Below are 17,711 nucleotides of genomic sequence, written 5' to 3' on the forward strand. Positions count from 1 at the left end.
TCAGGCGCGATTCTCATCGTGGCGCGGAGAACATTCTCCATCAAGACGCCGGATAGATTTAAGCAAGCCAACCACAACACCCGAAATCAAGGTTGCAAAAAAGGGGGTGACCATAGATTTTTTTGGGCAGATGAGCGGGTGAACAGAGGAGGGGACTGGTCGGCAGCCCGGCCATCAAGCGCGGGGGTCTTCCACCTTGATGTTGGCGGGGACCCGCTTTTTGCCCAGCACCATGGCGCGGACCAAATCGCTGCGGGTGAGGCGATCGGTCAGGAGTACCACTGCCGCATGGACGCCAACGGCGGCCATCAGGGTGTTGGCGATGATGCCGTGCAGCTCCTCCAGCCACTCCTCGCCCCAGAAGGCATCCCAGGTGGTGAGCCAGCCGGTGACGACGGTCCCGACCAGGGACAGCAGCAGCAGCCAGATCATCAGGGAGCCGACCGGATTGTGGCCGAGGTAGTAGGGGTGGCGCCCCTGGGCGAGCTGGCGCAGGTAGTAGCGGACCCGGGCAGGGGTTGGCCACCACTGGCCGAAGCGGGCGTAATAGGGGCCGATCAGCCCCCACAGCAGGCGGATGATGAGCAGGATGCCCACCGCGTAGCCAGCATATCTGTGGGGTTTGCTGACCTCTTCCAGCACGAAGAAGTTGAGCAGGCAGAGGGTGACGGTCGCCCAGTGAAACACCCGGATGAGGGGATCCCAGACTTTCACTTCAGAGGCAGGTGTCATGGCAAGGCTCCATGGTGGGGGCCGGGGGAAGACCGGCCGGGGCGGCGTTACTCGTCGATCTCTTCTTTCACCTTTTTCAGGTCGGTCGGGTCGAAGTAGATCTCGACCTTGCGCTTCTCCTTGTCCCAGCCGTAGATCTCGTAGCAGCCGGTCTTGGTGGCCTTGAACTTCTTGATGTCGTAGCCCATCGCCTTGATCTGCTGCTGGGCGTCGGCTTCGCTCATCCACTTGCTCTTGTCGGCCTGGGTGCATTGGGGGTCGGCCAGGGCTGCGCCGCTCAACAGGGGGATCAGTAACAACAGGGGGGTTAGTTTCATTGCTTGCTCCTTGCGGGTGGTTGGGTCAACAGTCGCAAGGCTAATCAAGGAGCATTAAGGAAGAATTAAGGGAAAAGGGAAATGAATGGCTCTCCCCGGCGGTGGGCCGGGGAGAGGGTGATCAGCTCAGCTTGCCCCTGACCAGCCACTTGTCCAGCGCATTGGCGAAGCGCTGCTTGTCGGCGGCGTTGAAGGGCGCAGGGCCACCGGTCTGGACGCCGGCAGAGCGCAGCTCCTCCATGAAGTTGCGCATCCCGAGCCGTGCCTGGATGGTCTCCCGGGTGTAGATCTCGCCCCGGGGATTGAGCGCCTCGCCCCCGGCGTCGATGACCCAGGAGGCGAGGGGAATGTCGCCGGTGATCACCAGGTCGCCTGGCTTGACCTGCTGGGCGATGACATGATCTGCCACATCGAAGCCCTTCTCCACCTGCTGGGTCTTGATGAAGGGGGAGGGGGGGACTCTGAGTCCCTGGTTGGCCACTAGCGTGGTCACCACCTGGGCGCGGTGGGCGGCGCGGTAGAGGATCTCCTTGACCGGGATGGGGCAGGCATCGGCATCAACCCAGATGGGCATGGCATGGCTTCCTGTGTCTGGAACGGGTGGCGCATCTTAGCATGGCTGGTGCGGGGCGGCTGCCCCGGGGCTGAGTCGTCCCCGCCTTTGGTGTAAGCTGGGGCCTGCACATGAAACGAGAAGGAGACGAGATGGATCGGGTGCCCGGTGACGTGATTTATGGCCTGACCCTGGACGGCAAGGGGGGCATGACCCCGCTGGCCGAAGGTAGCGAGATCCCCGGTGCCCAGCCCGGCTGGCTGCATCTGGACTACGGCAACCCGGAGTCGGCGCGCTGGCTGCTGCAGACGCCGCTGCTGGGGGAGGCGGCCCGGGAGGCCCTGCTCGGCCAGAGCAATCGTCCCAAGCTGGTGCGGATGGGGGAGACGGTGCTGCTGATCCTGCGCGGCATCAACCACAACAAGGATCACAGGCCTGAAGAGATGGTGGCCCTGCGGATCTTCATCACGCCGGATCTCATCATCAGCAGCCGACGTCGTCCGCTGCTCTCCGAGAAAGATGTGTTCGAGCAGCTGTCGCTGGGGGGCGGTGCCGACACTCCCGCCGACTGGCTGGTGGAGATATGCGACGCCCTGACCGACCGGGCCGGGGAGTTCGTCGAGGAGCTGCACGACCAGATCCTGGATCTGGAAGAGATGGTGCTGATGCGCGACCTGCCCGCCAACGGTCGGCTTGCGCGCATCCGCAAGCAGCTCATCATGATCCGTCGCTACCTCTCCCCCCAGCGGGATCTGGTGGCGCGCCTGGCCAACGAGAAGATCAGCTGGCTGGACGAAGATGACAGGCGACGCCTGCTCGACATCGCCGACCGCTTGCGGCGCTGGCTCGACGATCTGGATGCCGGGGTGGCGCGCACCGCCGTGCTGGCGGACGAGATCAACAACCTGATGGCGGAGGCGACCAACCGCCGTGCCTACCAGATGTCGGTGATGGCGCTGCTGTTCCTGCCCGCCAGCTTCCTGACCGGCCTGTTCGGCATCAACCTGGGGGGGATCCCCGGGGCCGAGAGTCCGACCGCCTTCTGGGTGTTCTGTGGCTTCCTGCTGGTGCTGGCGACCGGACTGGCGGTCTGGCTCAAGCACAGGCGCTGGTGGTAAGGGGTGAACATGACGACATGGGAATCTTTTGGCGTGACCCTGCTGCTGTTGCTGGGGCACACCCTGGTGCGCGGCCTCATTCACAAGAGCCTGATGGCCCTTGGCCAGAGCCGGCAGGTGAGCGAGAACCGGGTGATCTACGTGGAGCACGTATTCCACTTCCTGCTGGGCTGCGCCACCCTGCTGATCCTGGCCGGGGTCTGGGGGCTCGACTTCTCCCGGCTGGTGGTGCTCGCCTCCTCCTTCTTCGCGGTACTGGGGGTCGCCATGGTGGCCCAGTGGTCGATCCTCTCCAACATCACCGCCAGCATCACCATCTTCTTCGCCTTCCCCTACAAGATTGGCGATCGCATCCGCATCCTCGACAAGGATGACTCTGTCACCGGCATCATCACCGAGATCGGCCTCTTCTACGTGCGGGTGCGGGATGACAACGGCGATCTGGTCACCTATCCGGCGAACCTTATTCTGCAAAAGCCGGTGAGGCGGCTGGAGGGAAAGGAGGCTGAGTCCACGCAGCCGGAATGAGAAAAGGCTCCCTCGGGAGCCTTTTTCGATGGCTGTTCAGCGTTCGAAGAAGCGGTAGAGGTGCTCGACCTGGACGGGGCAGTCGGCCACCAGGTGGATGTGGTCCCGTGCCTCCTCGGTGGACGAGAAGCTCATGGGGCACCCCAGGGTGTCCGTCATCACGTAGAGGTGGCCGTCCTGCCCCCTGAACTCCACGATCCAGCCGGGGGAGACGATGTCGTGCATGATCTCCGCCTCCTTGAATCTGTGCTGCTGGTGAAGCGCGCGCAATTCACTGACTGTCATGACATCCTCCTATGACTCATGGCGCCACCCTCAAGTCTAGTTCTCCTTCCCGGTGGCGCCGTCATCGGATCAGGGCGCAGTCACCCCCTCCCGGGGTGGTTGCAGGGCGATCAGCAGCTCTCCGGGCAGCGGCGTGACAGGGCCGGTGACCACCCTGGGTCTGGCCTTGGCATCCAGCACGAACAGAGGAATGGCGCCGGGATTGGCATCCTGATACTGGTCCCAGTCGAAGGTGTCGCTCAGGCGGGTCGCCTTGATCTGCCCGCCCCGGCTCAGCAGGCCGCTCAGCCTGGCGAAGTTGATGTCGGCGCCGAACAGGTTCTGGCGGGCACGGAAGGTGGCGCTCTCCCGGTTGGCCTTGCCGTGCTGTTCGCTGGAACGCAGGGAGTGGACCTTCTCCTCCCCGTAGAGGTGGGCGAAGTGCAGCACCCCGAGGGCGTTGTTGTGGCGGCTGGGAGAGAGCGCCAGCACGGTGCTGATGCTGGTGAGGGGCAGGTGCCGCTCGGCGTGCTCCGACTGGGGGTTGCCGAAGTAGCAGGGCAGGCCGCTCATGCGGGCCAGCTTGCAGTGCTCCCAGGCAGGATCGGAGAGCTGCACCGGGATCCCCTGATCCGCCAGCGCCTTGCCGATGGCCCGGGCCACCGAGTTGGCGCCGATGAGCAGCCAGACATTGGGGGCGCTCTGGCGCATGTCGAGCAATCTGGCCAATGGCGTGGCCGTCAGGCTCTGCAGCACCACGGTGAAGATGATGACCGCAAACACCAGGGGCACCAGCTTGTCGGCATCCTTGATGCCGGCCTCGTGCATGCTGATGGCGAAGGAGGCGCTGACCGCCGCCGCCACTATGCCCCGGGGGGCTATCCAGGCGAGCAGGGCGCGGGCGCGCCAGGGCAGGTCCGACCCCCGGGTCGAGACCAGGATGCAGAGCGGGCGGGCCACGAACTGCACCACGCACAGCAGGGCCAGCACCATGGGGCCGAGCTGCCAGAGCTGGGCCAGATCGAGGCGGGCCGCCAGCAGGATGAAGAGGGAGGAGATGAGAATGACGGCGAGATCCTCCTTGAAGGCCAGCACCTCCTCCAGATCCAGCCCCTCCTGGTTGGCGAGCCAGATGCCGAACACGGTCACCGCCAGCAGGCCGGATTCGTGACTGAGCCAGTCAGACAGGGTGAAGGTCACCAGCACCAGCGCCAGTACCCCGAACTTGTGCAGGCTGACCGGCAGCCAGTCCTTGCGGATGAGCAGGGTGGTGAGCCAGCCGGCACCGACCCCGATGAGCGACCCCACTCCCACCGTCTTGGCCAGGGCCAGCAGGGTATGACCGACCAGATCCCCCTGGCTGCCGAGGCGCACCGCCTCGAACACCAGTACCGCGAACAGGGCGCCGATGGGGTCGATGACGATCCCCTCCCAGCGAAGGATCTTGTCCACCTCCCGGACCGGGCGGATCACGTTGAGCATGGGGGCGATCACCGTGGGGCCGGTCACTACCAGCACGGCGCCGAGCACCATGGCGACCCGCCAGTCCAGCCCAAGCAGGAAGTAGCTGGCGGCGCCGATGACGGCAAAGCTGGTCACCATGCCGGTGGAGCAGAGGTTGCGTACCACCTTGCCGATCCCCTTGAGTTCGGTCAGGTGCAGGGTCAGCGCCCCTTCAAACAGGATGATGGCGACCGAGAGGGAAACCAGGGGAAACAGCAGATCCCCCAGCAACTGATCGGGATCGAGCAGACCGGTCACCGGGCCGAGCAATAGGCCGCTCAGCAGCAGGAACAAAATGGCGGGAACGCGCACGGACCAGGCAAGCCATTGGGCGAGCAGGGAGATGAGGGCTATTCCGGCGAGGGAGAGAGCAATCATGCCAACCTCGTACAGGTGATGGGGTTGGACCTAGTGTAGCGGGGAAGGGGGGCAAGATGACACCCGCCAGGCGTGCAGGAGAGAGCCGCTCAGATCAGATGGGGCTCTCTTTGTGGAGTTCGGTGACGCAATCGGTCACCGCCAGCACCAGGGCGGAGCGCACCATCTGATCGAGCCGGTTGAGCTGCATCTGGTAGAGGGGCCAGTCCTCCTCGTTGGCCGGGGGATCCTGCGGCATCATGCTGCCCTGCTGGATGGCATTCAGGCGCTCGAGCAGATCGCGGACCGGCTTGTCGCTGAAGCGGTAATCCTTGGGGTCGCGTACCAGAAAGTCGCGGATCTTCAGGTACGCCTCGAGATCCTGATAGCGCTCGAGGGAGATGAGGCCGAGGGCGAAGATGAGCTTGAGGCGCACCTCCAGCTGGCCGAGGGGGCCGCTCTGGTTGAGCAGGGGTTCGATGGCGTATTTGACGGCATACTCCTCCTGACGAAAGGCTCGCCGCATCAGGGAGTCGACCGCCTCTTCCAGGATGGTCACGACCTCGAGAAAGAAGCCGCGGGGGCCATCCTGCTCGTTCAGTCGCTCCAGTACTTCATCTTCCTGGTGTGTGGTCATAAGTGCTTCGGGTCCGGCTGACAGGGGGAGAGCAGGCCTCCCCCGGTTTGTATCGTATGGGGTCCGTCACGGGCGGTGTGACGCCACCCCATCAGGTCACTTCAAGTTGTTGTAACGGGCGACGATGGTGCGTACCACATCGCTGTGCTCATCCAGGCCGGTGACGCGGGCCAGGGTCCGTGCCGGACCAAGTTCCGCCAGCATGGCCTGCAGCTCCACCGCCTGGGGATCGTCCTCATTGCGGTAATGCAGTGCGGCGGCGATGCCCTCCTGCAGGTGATCGCTCGGCAGGCCGTATTCCAGGGTGCCGAGCAGCGGCGTCACCAGTCTGTCCCCCGCCGCCAGCTTGCGCAGCGGCTGGCGACCGACCCTGTCAATCTCGTCCACCAGATAGGGGTTGGCGAAGCGGGAGAGGATCTTCTCGATGTAGGCGGCGTGCAGGCGCGGGTCGAAGCCGTAGCGTTTCACCAGCACGGCCCCGCTCTCCTCCATGGCGCGGCGCACCTTGCTGCGGATCAGCGGATCCTCGATCGCCTCGCGCACGGTGTGATAGCCCCTGAGCTTGCCGAGGTAGGCGGTGACGATGTGGCCGGTGTTGAGGGTGAACAGCTTGCGCTCGACGAAGGCCATCAGGTTGTCGGTGGGCTCCATGCCTGCCACCTGGGGCAACTCCCCCTTGAACTGGGTCCGATCGACGATCCACTCGCTGAAGCTCTCCACCGTCACCTCCAGGGGATCGTCGTTCGCCGCGGCGGGCGGAACGATGCGATCCACCGCCGAGTCGACGAAGCCGACGCACTGCTCGAGGGTGGCATGATACGCGACCGGCAGGTACTTGAGTACCTCCTCCTTGAGGTGGCTGGTGCCGCGCACCATGTTCTCGCAGGCGATGACGTTGAGGGGAGTCAGGTTGCCGGCATCGAAGCGGGCCTGCAGCCCCTTGGCCAGGGTGCTGGCAATCTTGTCCAAGATGTTGGGGCCGACCGCCGTGGTGACCAGATCGGCGGTGATGATACGGGCGATCACCTCGTGTCCGGCCGAGCTGACGGCGGCAACGTTGCGCACCACGTCCAGCTTCTGATCCGTGCCCACCACGTGCACCTTGTACTCCTGGCGGTGGTTGAGCTGGTCGATCAGGGTCTCGTTGACATCGGCGAAGGTGACCTGATGGCTGGCGTCAGCCAGCAGTTTGCCGATGAAGCCCCGACCGATGTTGCCGGCACCAAAATGCAATGTTTTCATGATATTAACCTCTACAACCAAAGACGATGACGGATGATTACGCGGCCTGCTCGGCCCCCAGCAGATCCAGGAACTCCTGGGGATCCTGGGTGCTGGCCAGACGGTCGACGAGACCGGGCTCATCCAGTGCATTGGTCAGGCGGGTTATGACCTGTATGTGTTCATCGTTGCGGGCGGCAATGCCGATGACCAGGCGCGCCACTTCATCGGCGCCCTCGCCGAAGGCGACTCCGGCCGGGTACTGGCAGATGACGATGCCGGTACGCTTCACGTGCTCCTTGGCGGCGATGGTGCCGTGGGGCACGGCGATGGATTCGCCGAGGTAGGTGGAGACCAGCTGTTCGCGCTCCAGCATGGCGTCGACGTAGTCCGGTGCCACATAGCCTCGCTCGGCCAGCAGCTTGCCGGCTGTCACGATGGCCGCTTCCTTGCTCTCGGCCTTGAGGCCCAGGTGCACGTCCTGCAGGCTCAGGGTGAAGACTTCCGGCTCCTGCGGCTCGTAGCTGTCGTCGTTGGCCGCCACCAGCAGTTGCGGGTTGGCGACGTCATCGTTGGCCGCGTTGGCCAGGCTGAGGTTCTGCACCAGCTCCTGATAGAGGGCGTTGTCGAGGAAGTTGGTCAGCGAAATGTGCTGTGCATGCGGCGCATGGCGACGGGCACGGTCGGTGAGATCCTTGTGGGTGATGACCAGATCCACCTGATCGTCCAGGTTGTTGATGGCACGGTTGGTGACGCTGATGTCGAGACCGGCGGCCTGCACCCGCTTGCGCAGCATGCCGGCGCCCATGGCGCTGGAGCCCATGCCCGCATCGCAGGCGACGACGATGTTGCGCACTGCGGTCAGCTCGGTTTCCGGCTTCTTGGCGGCGGTGGTCTCGGGCTTGGCACCCTTCATGGCCTTCATCTTGCGGGTGGCTTCACCCAGGGCATCGGCCTCGTCGGCTTCCGGCTGCTGGGCACGGACGAACACGGCGGCGACCAGGAAGGAGACGGTGGCGGAGGCGACGATGGAGAGCAGCACCCCGATGAGGGAGGCTTTCGGCGTCATCAGCAGCACGGCGAAGATGGAGCCCGGGGAGGCGGGGGAGACCAGACCGGCGTTGAACAGGGTCAGGGTGAAGACCCCGGTCATGCCGCCTGCGATCACCGCCAGGATGAGGCGCGGGTTCATCAGCACGTACGGGAAGTAGATTTCGTGGATGCCGCCGAAGAAGTGGATGATGGACGCACCGGCAGCGGACTGCTTGGCGGCGCCACGGCCGAACACCATGTAGGCCAGCAGCACGCCCATGCCCGGGCCCGGGTTGGCTTCGATCAGGAAGAAGATGGAGCGGCCCTGTTCGGTGGCTTGCTGGATCCCGAGCGGCGAGAAGATGCCGTGGTTGATGGCGTTGTTCAGGAACAGGATCTTGGCCGGCTCGACGAAGATGGAGGTCAGCGGCAGCAGGCTGTGGGCGACCAGGAAGCCGACACCGCTCGCCAGCACGCCGGAGAGCACCTTGACGAAGGGACCGATGACGAAGAAGGCGAGAATGGCGAGCAACATGCCGATGATGCCAGCGGAGAAGTTGTTCACCAGCATCTCGAAGCCGCTCTTGACGCGACCTTCCATCGCCTTGTCGAAGCGCTTGATGGCCCAGCCACCCAGCGGGCCGACCATCATGGCGCCCATGAACATGGGGATGTCGGTCCCCACGATGACGCCCATGGTGGTGATGGCACCGACCACGGCACCCCGGTCCCCCCCGATCAGCTTGCCGCCGGTATAGCCGATGAGCAGCGGCAGCAGGTAGGTGATCATGGGACCGACCAGCTTGGCCAAGGTTTCATTGGGCAGCCAGCCAGTGGGGATGAAGAGGGCGGTGATGAAGCCCCAGGCGATGAAGGCGCCTATGTTGGGCATGACCATATTGGACAGGAAGCGTCCAAAATTCTGTATCTTGACTTTGGTATCCGGTGATAACATGTCGGGACCCCGTTTTAAGCCTGTGTGATTAAAAGTGGTAGTCGGGATGACGAGTTTTGCCGAACTCCCATCCCAGTCGTCTAAGCAACTTCAATCTACCAGCTTGTGATCAAATTAGGCTGAAAACGGGGTGTCTTGTGACCTGGATCTCAAATACCCCGACATCCCCCCTCCCGACATAGTGATGACGATCACATTCAGTCGCTGTATTTCGGCTACATTTCGATCTTCTCGCCTCTGGGTGTCAATTTTTTGTGATTGATGTCTCGTTTTGCGGTTTGAGCAAATACGGTGTCAACGTGACTGTCGTCACAAAATCAAATTTTGCACTCAAATGAGTCATGATTTGTCGCCTCGTATTCGCAAGTAATGACGATGGATATGCCGTAGTTCATCGTTAATCACCAATGAATCATTTATTTTGTAACCCACTTTCAGTTTTTCCCCCGAGAGGATCGGTTTCGACAAGGCCTCTTGTGACGCCCGGGTGGCGGATCCTGATCCGCTCCCGTCTCGATCCTCCCTGCCGGTAGCGACGCAGGCTGGGGCCTGTGAGCGGGTCTCCCATTCCGTCTGCCCGCGGAGCGCAGCCATAAAAAAAGCCCGCAGGATGCGGGCTTTTGCAGAGCAGACAAGCAGGGGGATCACTGCGCCTTGGGGGCCTCGTCGGCAGGCGCTGCATCGGCCTCGCTGGCAGGAGCGACCGGCGCCGGACCCGGCACCAGATCCACCGCCGGCTTGGCGATGAGGGAGCGGGTCTCTTCCACCGCCTCGGTCAGCTTCACCTCGATGATCTGGCCGAGCTCGTAGACCACCTCGGTCTTGTCCAGATAGACGCGGCCGTTGTCCCAGTTGCACTCCAGCCGATCCTTGTTGTCCAGGATATGGCGGGCGGGCATGAAGACCACGGCGCCGTTCTCCTGCAGGCGCAGCTTGAGGCCGGCGCGCATCACGTCGATGATCTCGGCGTTGAACACCTTGTCGGTGCCCGCATCGGCCTTGAGGTAGCGCACATAGAGCCAGTCGCCGATGTCGCGCTCCACCATGCGGTGCAGGCGGCGGCAGGCGGTCAGGTGCTCGGTCAGCTCCAGGCTGGGGCGCTCACCCGGGGTCTTGCCGGCGATGACCGCCTTGAGCAGGCGATGGTTGACCATGTCGCCGTATTTGCGGATGGGGGAGGTCCAGGTGGCGTAGGCATCCAGACCCAGGCCGTAGTGGGCACCCGGTTCGGCGGACATCAGGGCATAGCTCTGGAAGCGGCGGATCTTGCCGTCCAGCCAGCGGGTGTCCAGGTTGTCTATCCAGCGGCGCAGGGCGCAGAAGCCGGAGAGACTCGCGATCTCTTCCTTCTCGAACGGGGCCTCGGCGGTCTTGAGCAGCTCGATGGCGCCGTCCAGGGACTCCTCGTCAAAGCCGGTGTGGACGTTGAAGATGCCGTAGCCGACCTCTTTGCCCAGCACGCGGCCGGCGCAGATGTTGGCGGCGATCATCGACTCTTCCACCATGCGGTTGGCGATGCGGCGTGGCTCCACGTGGATGGCCAGCACTTCGCCGTCTTCACCCAGCTCGAAGTCGTAGTCGGGTCTGTCCGGGAACACCAGGGCATGCTCGGTGCGCCACTTGATGCGGGCCTCCGTCATCGCCTTCATCAGGGGCAGCTGGGCCAGGACGCCGGCGTCGATGGCCAGCGCTTTGCCGTGCTCGGCCCAGTCGGAGACGTCGTCATAGCTGAGACGGGCATGTGAGACGATGCGGGCGGCGAAGAACTCGGTCTCCTCCAGCAGCAGGCCGTCCTCGGCGATGAGCAGACGGGCGCACAGGGTGTTGCGCTCCTCGCCCTCTTTCAGGGAGCAGAGCTCGTCGGAGAGGGTGCGCGGGATCATGGGTACGTTGCGCCCCGGCATGTAGACGGTGAAGGCGCGCTGGGCGGCCTCCTTGTCCAGCTCGCTCCCCTCGGCCACATAGGCGGTCGGGTCGGCGATGGCCACCAGCAGCTCCCAGCCGTTCTCCAGCTTGGTGATGGCCAGGGCATCGTCCATGTCCTTGGTCTTGGCACCGTCGATGGTGAAGAAGGGAACCTGGGTCAGATCCCGGCGGGGCAGCTCTTCCTCTTCGATCACCTTCCACTCCGGCAGGTCCGCCGGTTCAATCTGGGCCAGGTTGTGGCGCGCCAGCACCACCCACCAGGGCACGTTGTGATCTTCCTGGGTGGCGATGAGCTGGGTGATCTCGGCGGAGAAGTTGCCGTCTACCAGGGCATGGCGCTTGAGGGTGGCGACCACCCAGTCCCCTTCCTTGAAGGATTTCTCGTCCAGACCCTTCTTGGCGCGGGCCTTGATGGCGTCCTTGATGAGGGGGTGGTCGGGCACCACGTTGAGGCGGTCGCGGAACATCTTGACGCGGCCGACGAAGCGGGTGACGGCCTGCTCCAGCAGGGCATCCGGCTCGGCCACCTCTTTCTCTTTTTCAGTGCGGATCAGGGCGCTCACCCGGTCACCGTGCATCACCTTCTTCATGTAGGGAGGCGGCACGAAATAGCTGGTCTTCTCATCGACCTCCAGGAAGCCGAAGCCCCGATCGGAGGCGCGGATCACACCCTCTTTCTTGGGGATGTTTTCGCGGATTTGTTGCTTGAGCTGGGCCAGCAGCGGATTGTCTTGGAACATAAATGGGGAACCTGAGTGGAGACCTGATGGTTAATCGCCCAGCACTATACGTTTTTACCCCCCCAAAGCCAAGGTGAATGGCCCCCTCAACGGGGTTGCAGTGCCCGTCGCCCCTGCTGGATAAGGCGCTGGGATATCTGCTTGTGCAGCCCCCGCTCCAGCACCCAGCGGTGCCAGTAGAGCTGCTCGACCAGGTGGTGATCCGGGTTGAGATCGAGCAGGCGCCCCTCTTCCAGTTGCTGGCGGATCTGCAATTCCGGGATGAGGCAGCAGGCCAGCCCCTGCTCCGCCATGGCGACGAAGGCCTCGGAGGATCGCACCGTGTGGCAGGGGTAGCCACCGGGGGGGAGGGCGAAATGACGGGCCATGTAGCTGATGTGCATGTCGTCGCGCTGATCGAAGGCCACCGCTGGCGCCTTGGCCAGGGCCGCCGCCGTGAGGCCGTTCGGGAAGTGGCGGGCGACGAAGGCGGGGCTGGCGGTGAGCAGATAGCGCATCTCGCCGAGTTCGTCGACGCAGCAGCCCGCCAGCGGCTGGGGTTGCAGGCTGACGGCGCCGAACGCCTGCCCCTCGCGTACCCGGTCCAGGGTGCGGCTCTCGTCATCCACCAGCAGGTTCAGCTCGATGGGGTATTGCTCCAGCAGTGGCGCCAGGGCGGGCAGGAACCAGGTAGCCAGGCTGTCGGCATTGACGGCGATGCTGACCCGGATGGGGGCCCTGGGCTCGTCGGGGGAGAGCTCGCCGGCCAGCTCCAGCTCCAGCTGGCGCACCTGGCGATAGTGGGCCAGCAGCTTCTGGCCGAGCCCCGTGGCCTGCAGCGGCTGGCTGCGGATGATGAGCGGCTCCGCAAACTGCTGCTCCAGCTGCTTGATGCGCTGGGAGATGGCGGACTGGGTGATGTGCAGGTGCTGGGCGGCACGCTCGAAGTTTTGCTCCCGGATCACCGCGTCCAGGGCCAGCAGCAGCTTGTAGTCCAGCGTCTTCATCAGCATTCCTTATGAAAAAAGGGAGTTCAGCAAGAATGCTACTCAAGGGAGCGCCAGAGGACAACCTGACCGCCCCCATGGAGGGGGCCCGTGCCCGGGGCCGCCCCTGTGAGATGTGACAGTAGCCCTGACATGAGATTCATAAGATACTCACCCGGTCCGTTTTTGCATGGGGTGGAAACGGACCATAGCGAGCGTCTTGAATCCCGGGCCGGTCCCGGGACTTTTTTTGCTCAGATGACGGCGAGCAGAGCATCCCCCGCCGGCCGGTAATGGCCCTGCAGGGGGCGATGAACGGCGCGGTCGAAACGCTCGTCCAGGTGGAAGCGGATGCCGACCCCGCGCACGGCCCCCAGATCCACCGCCTGGCGATGGCCGAGGCGCTCGATGGGCAGGCCGAGGCGGCGGAAGATGCGCTCCACCGGCAGGCTGACCACGGCCACCAGCTCGCGGATCCCCTGCTCCCTGGCGAAGGCCAGCACCTCGCGGAAGATGACGCAGGTGAGTTCGCTGATGCCGTTCTCCAGGCGAGGGGCCCGGTCGGCGTCGATGGCGAGGCGGGTCAGCTCCCACACGTCGTTGCCGCGCGGGGGGGCTTCGCCAGCGAGGGCGGTGGGGAAGATGCTGGGCAGCATGTAATCCTGGGCGCAGCTGAGCAGGCGGATGCAGCCGCACAGCCCCTGCTTGTCCTCAATCAGCACCCAGTGGGTGTCGGGCTTGTCGAAGTTGTCCCGCTCCAGGCCACGGCGGGATTCCACGTCCCAACCGAGTCGATCGGAGAAGACGCGGTTGCGAAATCGGTAGAGCTCGTTTTCGACCTCCCATCTGGGGTGTTCTTTCAATTTTCCTTTGAAAACAAGCATTCATGTCTCTCCATTTCATGGTTAGGCGCTATAATCCAAGGCCTTGGCCAGGGGAGGCTTGCCTATGACACGCGACCAACTGCTTGAGTACCTGGAACATTTCACGCTGGTGACCGATGGCAACCGGCTGTCCGAGCTCATCGGCCGCTTCACCCTGGGAATGGGTTACGACTACTACCGCTTCGCCCTCATCCTGCCCATGTCGATGCAAAGGCCCAAGGTGGTGCTGTTCAACCAGTGCCCCGACTCCTGGGTACAGGCCTACACCCTGAACAACATGCTGGCCTGCGATCCCATCATCCAGCTCGCCCGCAGGCAGACCCTGCCCATCTACTGGAACCGGCTGGACGAGAAGGCGCGCTTCCTGCAAGAGGGGAGCATGGATGTGATGGGGCTGGCGGCGGAATTCGGGTTGCGCAACGGCATCTCGTTCCCGCTGCACGGGGCGGCGGGGGAGAACGGCATACTCTCTTTCATTACCCGGGAGCGGGCATCGAGTGATCTGATGCTGGAGTCCTCGCCCATCCTCTCCTGGATGTCCAACTACATCTTCGAGGCGGCGATCCGGATCGTGCGCCAGAGCATGAGGGAGGACGATCCCCAGGAGCCCCTGACGGAGCGGGAGACCGAGTGCCTGTTCTGGGCCAGCGAAGGGAAGACATCGGGGGAGATCGCCTGCATCCTCGGCATCACGGAGCGCACCGTGAACTACCACCTCAATCAGGTCACCCGCAAGACGGGGTCGATGAACCGCTACCAGGCCATCGCCAAGGGGGTGAGCAGCGGCATCCTGCTGCCGAACCTGGAGCAGGTGGTGGTCACCAACTTCCCCTCCCTGCTGCAGTGAATACAGGCCCGGCGGTACCGGCTCGTCGCCTGGCATCCCCTCTGTCGCCATCACCGCTGTCCTGCGCCGTCCCATCCTGCCGCCGATTCTCGGGGCGGGGCTGTGACCCCACAATTGTCAGATCCTGCAATTGACAACCTTCTTTGTGTGGTTTCGGCCCGGTTTTCATCAGTTTTATGAATGCATCAGAAAATGAATGAATTTCTCTGATTGCCCGTGCCCCCTTATAGTGCGTTTCTCACTTTCACAGGAACGCATCTCCATGTTCGCCACCACCCTGCAAGGCTTTACCCTCGGCCTTGCCATGATCATCCCCATCGGGGCCCAGAATGCCTTCGTGCTGAGCCGGGGCATTCACCGCAATCACCACCTGCTGACGGCGACCCTCTGCTGCCTGTGCGATCTCGTGCTGATCGGCATCGGGGTGTTCGGCGGGGCCAACCTGCTGGCAGCCAGCCCGATCGGTCTGGCCCTGCTGACCTGGGGCGGCGTGCTCTTCCTCGGCTGGTTCGGTATCCGTTCCCTGCGCAGTGCCTGGCGCGGCCAGGAGGCGGCCCTGGCGGACTCGCCCCGGTTGATGGGGGTGAAGAGCGTGCTGGCCATGACCCTCGGAGTCACTCTGCTCAACCCCCACGTCTACCTGGATACCCTGATGTTGCTTGGCTCCTTCGGCAGCCAGTTTGCCGAGGAGCTCAGACCCGCCTTCGCGGCGGGGGCTATGCTGGCTTCTCTGGTCTGGTTCTACGGACTGGCGTTCGGGGCGGCCGCCCTCTCCCCCTGGCTTGCCCGGGGCCGGGTGCAGCAAGCCATTGATCTTGTTGTAGGTCTCATCATGCTGGTGCTGGCGGTCAAGCTGGCATTGGGTGCCATACCGGCCTCATGAGGCTATTTTTGTGCCGGGCTTCATAAAAATGAGTCCCGGTGCCATCTGCTGACATATTCGTCTGTTAAATTCCCGGCGCTGGTAAAGCGTTACTCATAATAAAAGGGAAAAAAACAGTGAATAACACCATGAAGCTGGGGGCTATTGCCGCCATCGTGCTGCTGTCTGCCTGCAGCAACGAGAATGACAGCAAGGCGCAGCCGGGGACCGTCTCCCTGCGCCTGATCCAGACCTCTGATATCCACTCCAACGTGCTGGGCTACGACTACTACCAGAACAAGGAGGATCGCAAGTTCGGCCTCTCCCGCACCGCCCTGCTGATCCGCGCCGCCCGCGCCGAGAACCCCAACAACCTGCTGCTCGACAATGGTGACCTCATTCAGGGCACGCCGCTGGCGGACTACATCTTCGAGCAGTCCGGTGCCGGCTATCTCGAGAAGCAGGCGCACCCGGTGTTCAAGGCGATGAACGAGCTGGGTTACGACGCGGGCAACCTGGGCAACCACGAGTTCAACTACGGCCTGGACTACCTTGGCAAGGTACTGGCGGGAGCCGACTTCCCCTATGTGAACGCCAACGTGTTCGAGGCGGGGGCCTTCAAGCGTGATGCCAAGGGACAAATTGACTGGAGCGGCAACAAGTTCACCCCCTATCTGCTGCTGGAGCGCGAGGTGACCGATGACAAGGGCCAGCGCCAGCGCGTCAAGGTGGGCATCCTGGGTCTGACCCCGCCCCAGGTGCTGCAGTGGGACAAGCGTCATCTGGAGGGCAAGGTGGTGGTGGCCGACATGGTCGAGACCGCCAATCACTATGTGCCCGAGCTGCGCGCCAAGGGCGCCGACATCGTGGTGGTGGTGGCTCACACCGGCATCAATGCCAGCAGCTATGAGGCCATGATGGAGAACTCCGCCTGGCATCTGGCCAAGGTGAAGGGGGTGGACGCCCTGATGCTGGGCCACGCCCACAAGAACTTCCCCGGGGACTTCCCGGATCTGCCGGAGGTGGACAACCAGGCCGGTACCCTGAGCGGCATTCCCACCGTGATGCCCGGCTACTGGGGCAACCACCTCGGCATCATCGACCTCAAGCTGGAACAGGTGGACGGCAAGTGGCAGGTGAAGCAGAGCCAGGCCAGCCTGCGCAAGATAGACGCCAGCGAGGGCAGTGCGGTGGATCAGCGGGTGGTGGACCTGGTGCAGGCCGACCACGACGCCACCAACCAGTGGCTGGACGAGCCGCTCGGCAAGATCACCTCCCCCATCCACAGCTTCTTCGCCCTGGTGCAGGACGACCCCTCGGTGCAGCTGGTGAGCGATGCCCAGCGCCGCCACGCGGAGCAATTGCAACAAGACGGCCTGCTCAAGGAGTCCTACCCGATCCTCTCGGTGGCGGCCCCCTTCCGTGGCGGTCGCAACGGCATCAACGACTTCACCTACGTGGCCCAGGGTGACATCTCCCTGCGCAACGTCTCCGACCTTTATATCTATCCGAACACCCTGCAGGTGGTCGAGGTGAACGGGGCCACCGTCAAGGAGTGGCTGGAGATGAGCGCCGGCCAGTTCAACCAGATCGACACCGGCAAGACCGGGGTGCAGTGGCTGGTGAACGAGAGCTTCCCCACCTACAACTTCGATGTGATTGACGGGGTCAGCTACGAGGTGGACATCACCCAGCCGGCCCGCTACAGCAAGGACGGGGTCAAGGTGAGCGACGGCCAGCGCATCAGCGGCCTCACCTTCAACGGCCAGCCCGTGGACCCGGCCCAGAAGTTCTACGTGGTGACCAACAACTACCGCGCCAGCGGCGGCGGCCACTTCCCGGGCATCGACGGCAGCAACATCGTCCATGAAGATCCCTTCGAGACGCGGGAGATCATCGCCCAGTACCTGAAGGCCCAGTCTGCGGACAACCCGGCCGGCTTCAGCCCGGCGGCCAACAACAACTGGCACATGAAGGCCCTGCCCGCCAACGTGGACGTGCGCCTCTACTCCTCGCCGACCGACGAGGCCAAGGCCCTGGCGGGGGCGGATCTGTCGTACCAGTCCACCCTGCCGATGGATGACGCCAAGCACCCCGGCTACGCCATCTACCGCCTGATCCGCCAGTAAGGCAGACGCTGGCAGCCAACAAAAAAGGTTCTTCGCGGGATCTTGGGGAAGTGGAAGTTGACAGACAGGGTGCTGGTAAACTGGCTGTCTCCAAACACACCACCACCATCACCCTGCTGTCGCCGTGCATCATATTGATAT

The 17,711-nt window shown here is 63.6% G+C and carries 16 protein-coding genes; 5 read left to right on the plus strand and 11 right to left on the minus strand.

Annotation, left to right across the window (positions count from 1 at the left end):
- Positions 1-174: 174 nt before the first annotated feature.
- From ACNPAA_RS18485 to ACNPAA_RS18495, 3 genes are all read right to left on the minus strand, one after another.
- Positions 175-732 (minus strand): cytochrome b/b6 domain-containing protein, encoded by a 558-nt coding sequence (locus ACNPAA_RS18485; RefSeq protein WP_201872705.1) that lies wholly within the window; start codon positions 730-732, stop codon positions 175-177.
- A 47-nt stretch (positions 733-779) separates the two neighbouring features.
- Positions 780-1,049, minus strand: a complete 270-nt coding sequence (locus ACNPAA_RS18490) for a PepSY domain-containing protein (protein ID WP_010672753.1) — start codon at positions 1,047-1,049, stop codon at positions 780-782.
- Positions 1,050-1,170: 121 nt separating this feature from the next.
- Positions 1,171-1,623, minus strand: a complete 453-nt coding sequence (locus tag ACNPAA_RS18495) for a YaiI/YqxD family protein (protein WP_039039769.1) — start codon at positions 1,621-1,623, stop codon at positions 1,171-1,173.
- A gap of 131 nt (positions 1,624-1,754) precedes the next feature.
- Here ACNPAA_RS18495 and zntB point away from each other — a divergent pair, with 131 nt between their 5' ends.
- Both zntB and ACNPAA_RS18505 read left to right on the plus strand, forming a co-directional pair.
- Positions 1,755-2,720, plus strand: coding sequence for a zinc transporter ZntB (zntB, locus tag ACNPAA_RS18500; RefSeq protein WP_171865294.1), 966 nt, complete (start codon positions 1,755-1,757; stop codon positions 2,718-2,720).
- Positions 2,721-2,729: 9 nt separating this feature from the next.
- Entirely contained in the window at positions 2,730-3,248 is a 519-nt protein-coding gene (locus ACNPAA_RS18505; RefSeq protein WP_010672756.1) for a mechanosensitive ion channel domain-containing protein, read from the plus strand.
- Between the two features lie 36 nt (positions 3,249-3,284).
- Here the strand turns inward: ACNPAA_RS18505 and ACNPAA_RS18510 are convergent, their stop codons facing one another.
- The 8 genes from ACNPAA_RS18510 to ACNPAA_RS18545 all read right to left on the minus strand — a co-directional run bounded on the left by ACNPAA_RS18510 (position 3,285) and on the right by ACNPAA_RS18545 (position 13,732).
- The gene (locus tag ACNPAA_RS18510) at positions 3,285-3,533 is read right to left on the minus strand and encodes a hypothetical protein (protein ID WP_010672757.1); all 249 of its coding nucleotides are present in this window, start codon (positions 3,531-3,533) and stop codon (positions 3,285-3,287) included.
- Positions 3,534-3,602: 69 nt separating this feature from the next.
- Entirely contained in the window at positions 3,603-5,393 is a 1,791-nt protein-coding gene (locus ACNPAA_RS18515) for a cation:proton antiporter (RefSeq protein ID WP_103243800.1), read from the minus strand.
- Between the two features lie 94 nt (positions 5,394-5,487).
- A complete protein-coding gene (locus tag ACNPAA_RS18520; protein WP_010672759.1) occupies positions 5,488-6,009 on the minus strand; it encodes an MltR family transcriptional regulator in 522 nt (173 codons plus the stop codon).
- A 96-nt stretch (positions 6,010-6,105) separates the two neighbouring features.
- On the minus strand, positions 6,106-7,251 hold the full coding sequence (locus ACNPAA_RS18525) for a mannitol-1-phosphate 5-dehydrogenase (protein WP_171865258.1): 1,146 nt from the start codon (positions 7,249-7,251) through the stop codon (positions 6,106-6,108).
- Positions 7,252-7,288: 37 nt separating this feature from the next.
- A complete protein-coding gene (locus ACNPAA_RS18530) occupies positions 7,289-9,217 on the minus strand; it encodes a PTS mannitol transporter subunit IICBA (protein ID WP_201872702.1) in 1,929 nt (642 codons plus the stop codon).
- A gap of 644 nt (positions 9,218-9,861) precedes the next feature.
- Positions 9,862-11,883, minus strand: a complete 2,022-nt coding sequence (locus ACNPAA_RS18535; protein ID WP_161470336.1) for an exoribonuclease II — start codon at positions 11,881-11,883, stop codon at positions 9,862-9,864.
- 86 nt (positions 11,884-11,969) lie between these two features.
- Positions 11,970-12,869: a LysR family transcriptional regulator ArgP gene (locus ACNPAA_RS18540; RefSeq protein ID WP_200164317.1), complete on the minus strand. Its 900-nt coding sequence runs from the start codon at positions 12,867-12,869 to the stop codon at positions 11,970-11,972.
- 233 nt (positions 12,870-13,102) lie between these two features.
- Positions 13,103-13,732: an acyl-homoserine-lactone synthase gene (locus tag ACNPAA_RS18545; protein ID WP_029313613.1), complete on the minus strand. Its 630-nt coding sequence runs from the start codon at positions 13,730-13,732 to the stop codon at positions 13,103-13,105.
- Positions 13,733-13,796: 64 nt separating this feature from the next.
- Here ACNPAA_RS18545 and ACNPAA_RS18550 point away from each other — a divergent pair, with 64 nt between their 5' ends.
- From ACNPAA_RS18550 to ACNPAA_RS18560, 3 genes are all read left to right on the plus strand, one after another.
- Complete coding sequence (locus ACNPAA_RS18550) at positions 13,797-14,579, plus strand: LuxR family transcriptional regulator (RefSeq protein ID WP_010672766.1); 783 nt, start codon at positions 13,797-13,799, stop codon at positions 14,577-14,579.
- Between the two features lie 262 nt (positions 14,580-14,841).
- A complete protein-coding gene (gene lysE / locus ACNPAA_RS18555; protein WP_041212291.1) occupies positions 14,842-15,462 on the plus strand; it encodes an L-lysine exporter in 621 nt (206 codons plus the stop codon).
- Positions 15,463-15,590: 128 nt separating this feature from the next.
- Entirely contained in the window at positions 15,591-17,570 is a 1,980-nt protein-coding gene (locus ACNPAA_RS18560) for a bifunctional 2',3'-cyclic-nucleotide 2'-phosphodiesterase/3'-nucleotidase (RefSeq protein WP_043153994.1), read from the plus strand.
- Positions 17,571-17,711: the final 141 nt, after the last annotated feature.

The organism is Aeromonas sp. PS2Canimalfood6 (assembly GCF_048276795.1).
Taxonomy (GTDB): domain Bacteria; phylum Pseudomonadota; class Gammaproteobacteria; order Enterobacterales; family Aeromonadaceae; genus Aeromonas; species Aeromonas caviae.

Coding starts and splice junctions, on each gene's coding strand:
- ACNPAA_RS18485 (WP_201872705.1), bottom strand. CDS start 732: ATGACACCTGCCTCTGAAGTGAAAGTCTGGGATCCCCTCATCCGGGTG.
- ACNPAA_RS18490 (WP_010672753.1), bottom strand. CDS start 1,049: ATGAAACTAACCCCCCTGTTGTTACTGATCCCCCTGTTGAGCGGCGCA.
- ACNPAA_RS18495 (WP_039039769.1), bottom strand. CDS start 1,623: ATGCCCATCTGGGTTGATGCCGATGCCTGCCCCATCCCGGTCAAGGAG.
- zntB (WP_171865294.1), top strand. CDS start 1,755: ATGGATCGGGTGCCCGGTGACGTGATTTATGGCCTGACCCTGGACGGC.
- ACNPAA_RS18505 (WP_010672756.1), top strand. CDS start 2,730: ATGACGACATGGGAATCTTTTGGCGTGACCCTGCTGCTGTTGCTGGGG.
- ACNPAA_RS18510 (WP_010672757.1), bottom strand. CDS start 3,533: ATGACAGTCAGTGAATTGCGCGCGCTTCACCAGCAGCACAGATTCAAG.
- ACNPAA_RS18515 (WP_103243800.1), bottom strand. CDS start 5,393: ATGATTGCTCTCTCCCTCGCCGGAATAGCCCTCATCTCCCTGCTCGCC.
- ACNPAA_RS18520 (WP_010672759.1), bottom strand. CDS start 6,009: ATGACCACACACCAGGAAGATGAAGTACTGGAGCGACTGAACGAGCAG.
- ACNPAA_RS18525 (WP_171865258.1), bottom strand. CDS start 7,251: ATGAAAACATTGCATTTTGGTGCCGGCAACATCGGTCGGGGCTTCATC.
- ACNPAA_RS18530 (WP_201872702.1), bottom strand. CDS start 9,217: ATGTTATCACCGGATACCAAAGTCAAGATACAGAATTTTGGACGCTTC.
- ACNPAA_RS18535 (WP_161470336.1), bottom strand. CDS start 11,883: ATGTTCCAAGACAATCCGCTGCTGGCCCAGCTCAAGCAACAAATCCGC.
- ACNPAA_RS18540 (WP_200164317.1), bottom strand. CDS start 12,869: ATGAAGACGCTGGACTACAAGCTGCTGCTGGCCCTGGACGCGGTGATC.
- ACNPAA_RS18545 (WP_029313613.1), bottom strand. CDS start 13,732: ATGCTTGTTTTCAAAGGAAAATTGAAAGAACACCCCAGATGGGAGGTC.
- ACNPAA_RS18550 (WP_010672766.1), top strand. CDS start 13,797: ATGACACGCGACCAACTGCTTGAGTACCTGGAACATTTCACGCTGGTG.
- lysE (WP_041212291.1), top strand. CDS start 14,842: ATGTTCGCCACCACCCTGCAAGGCTTTACCCTCGGCCTTGCCATGATC.
- ACNPAA_RS18560 (WP_043153994.1), top strand. CDS start 15,591: ATGAAGCTGGGGGCTATTGCCGCCATCGTGCTGCTGTCTGCCTGCAGC.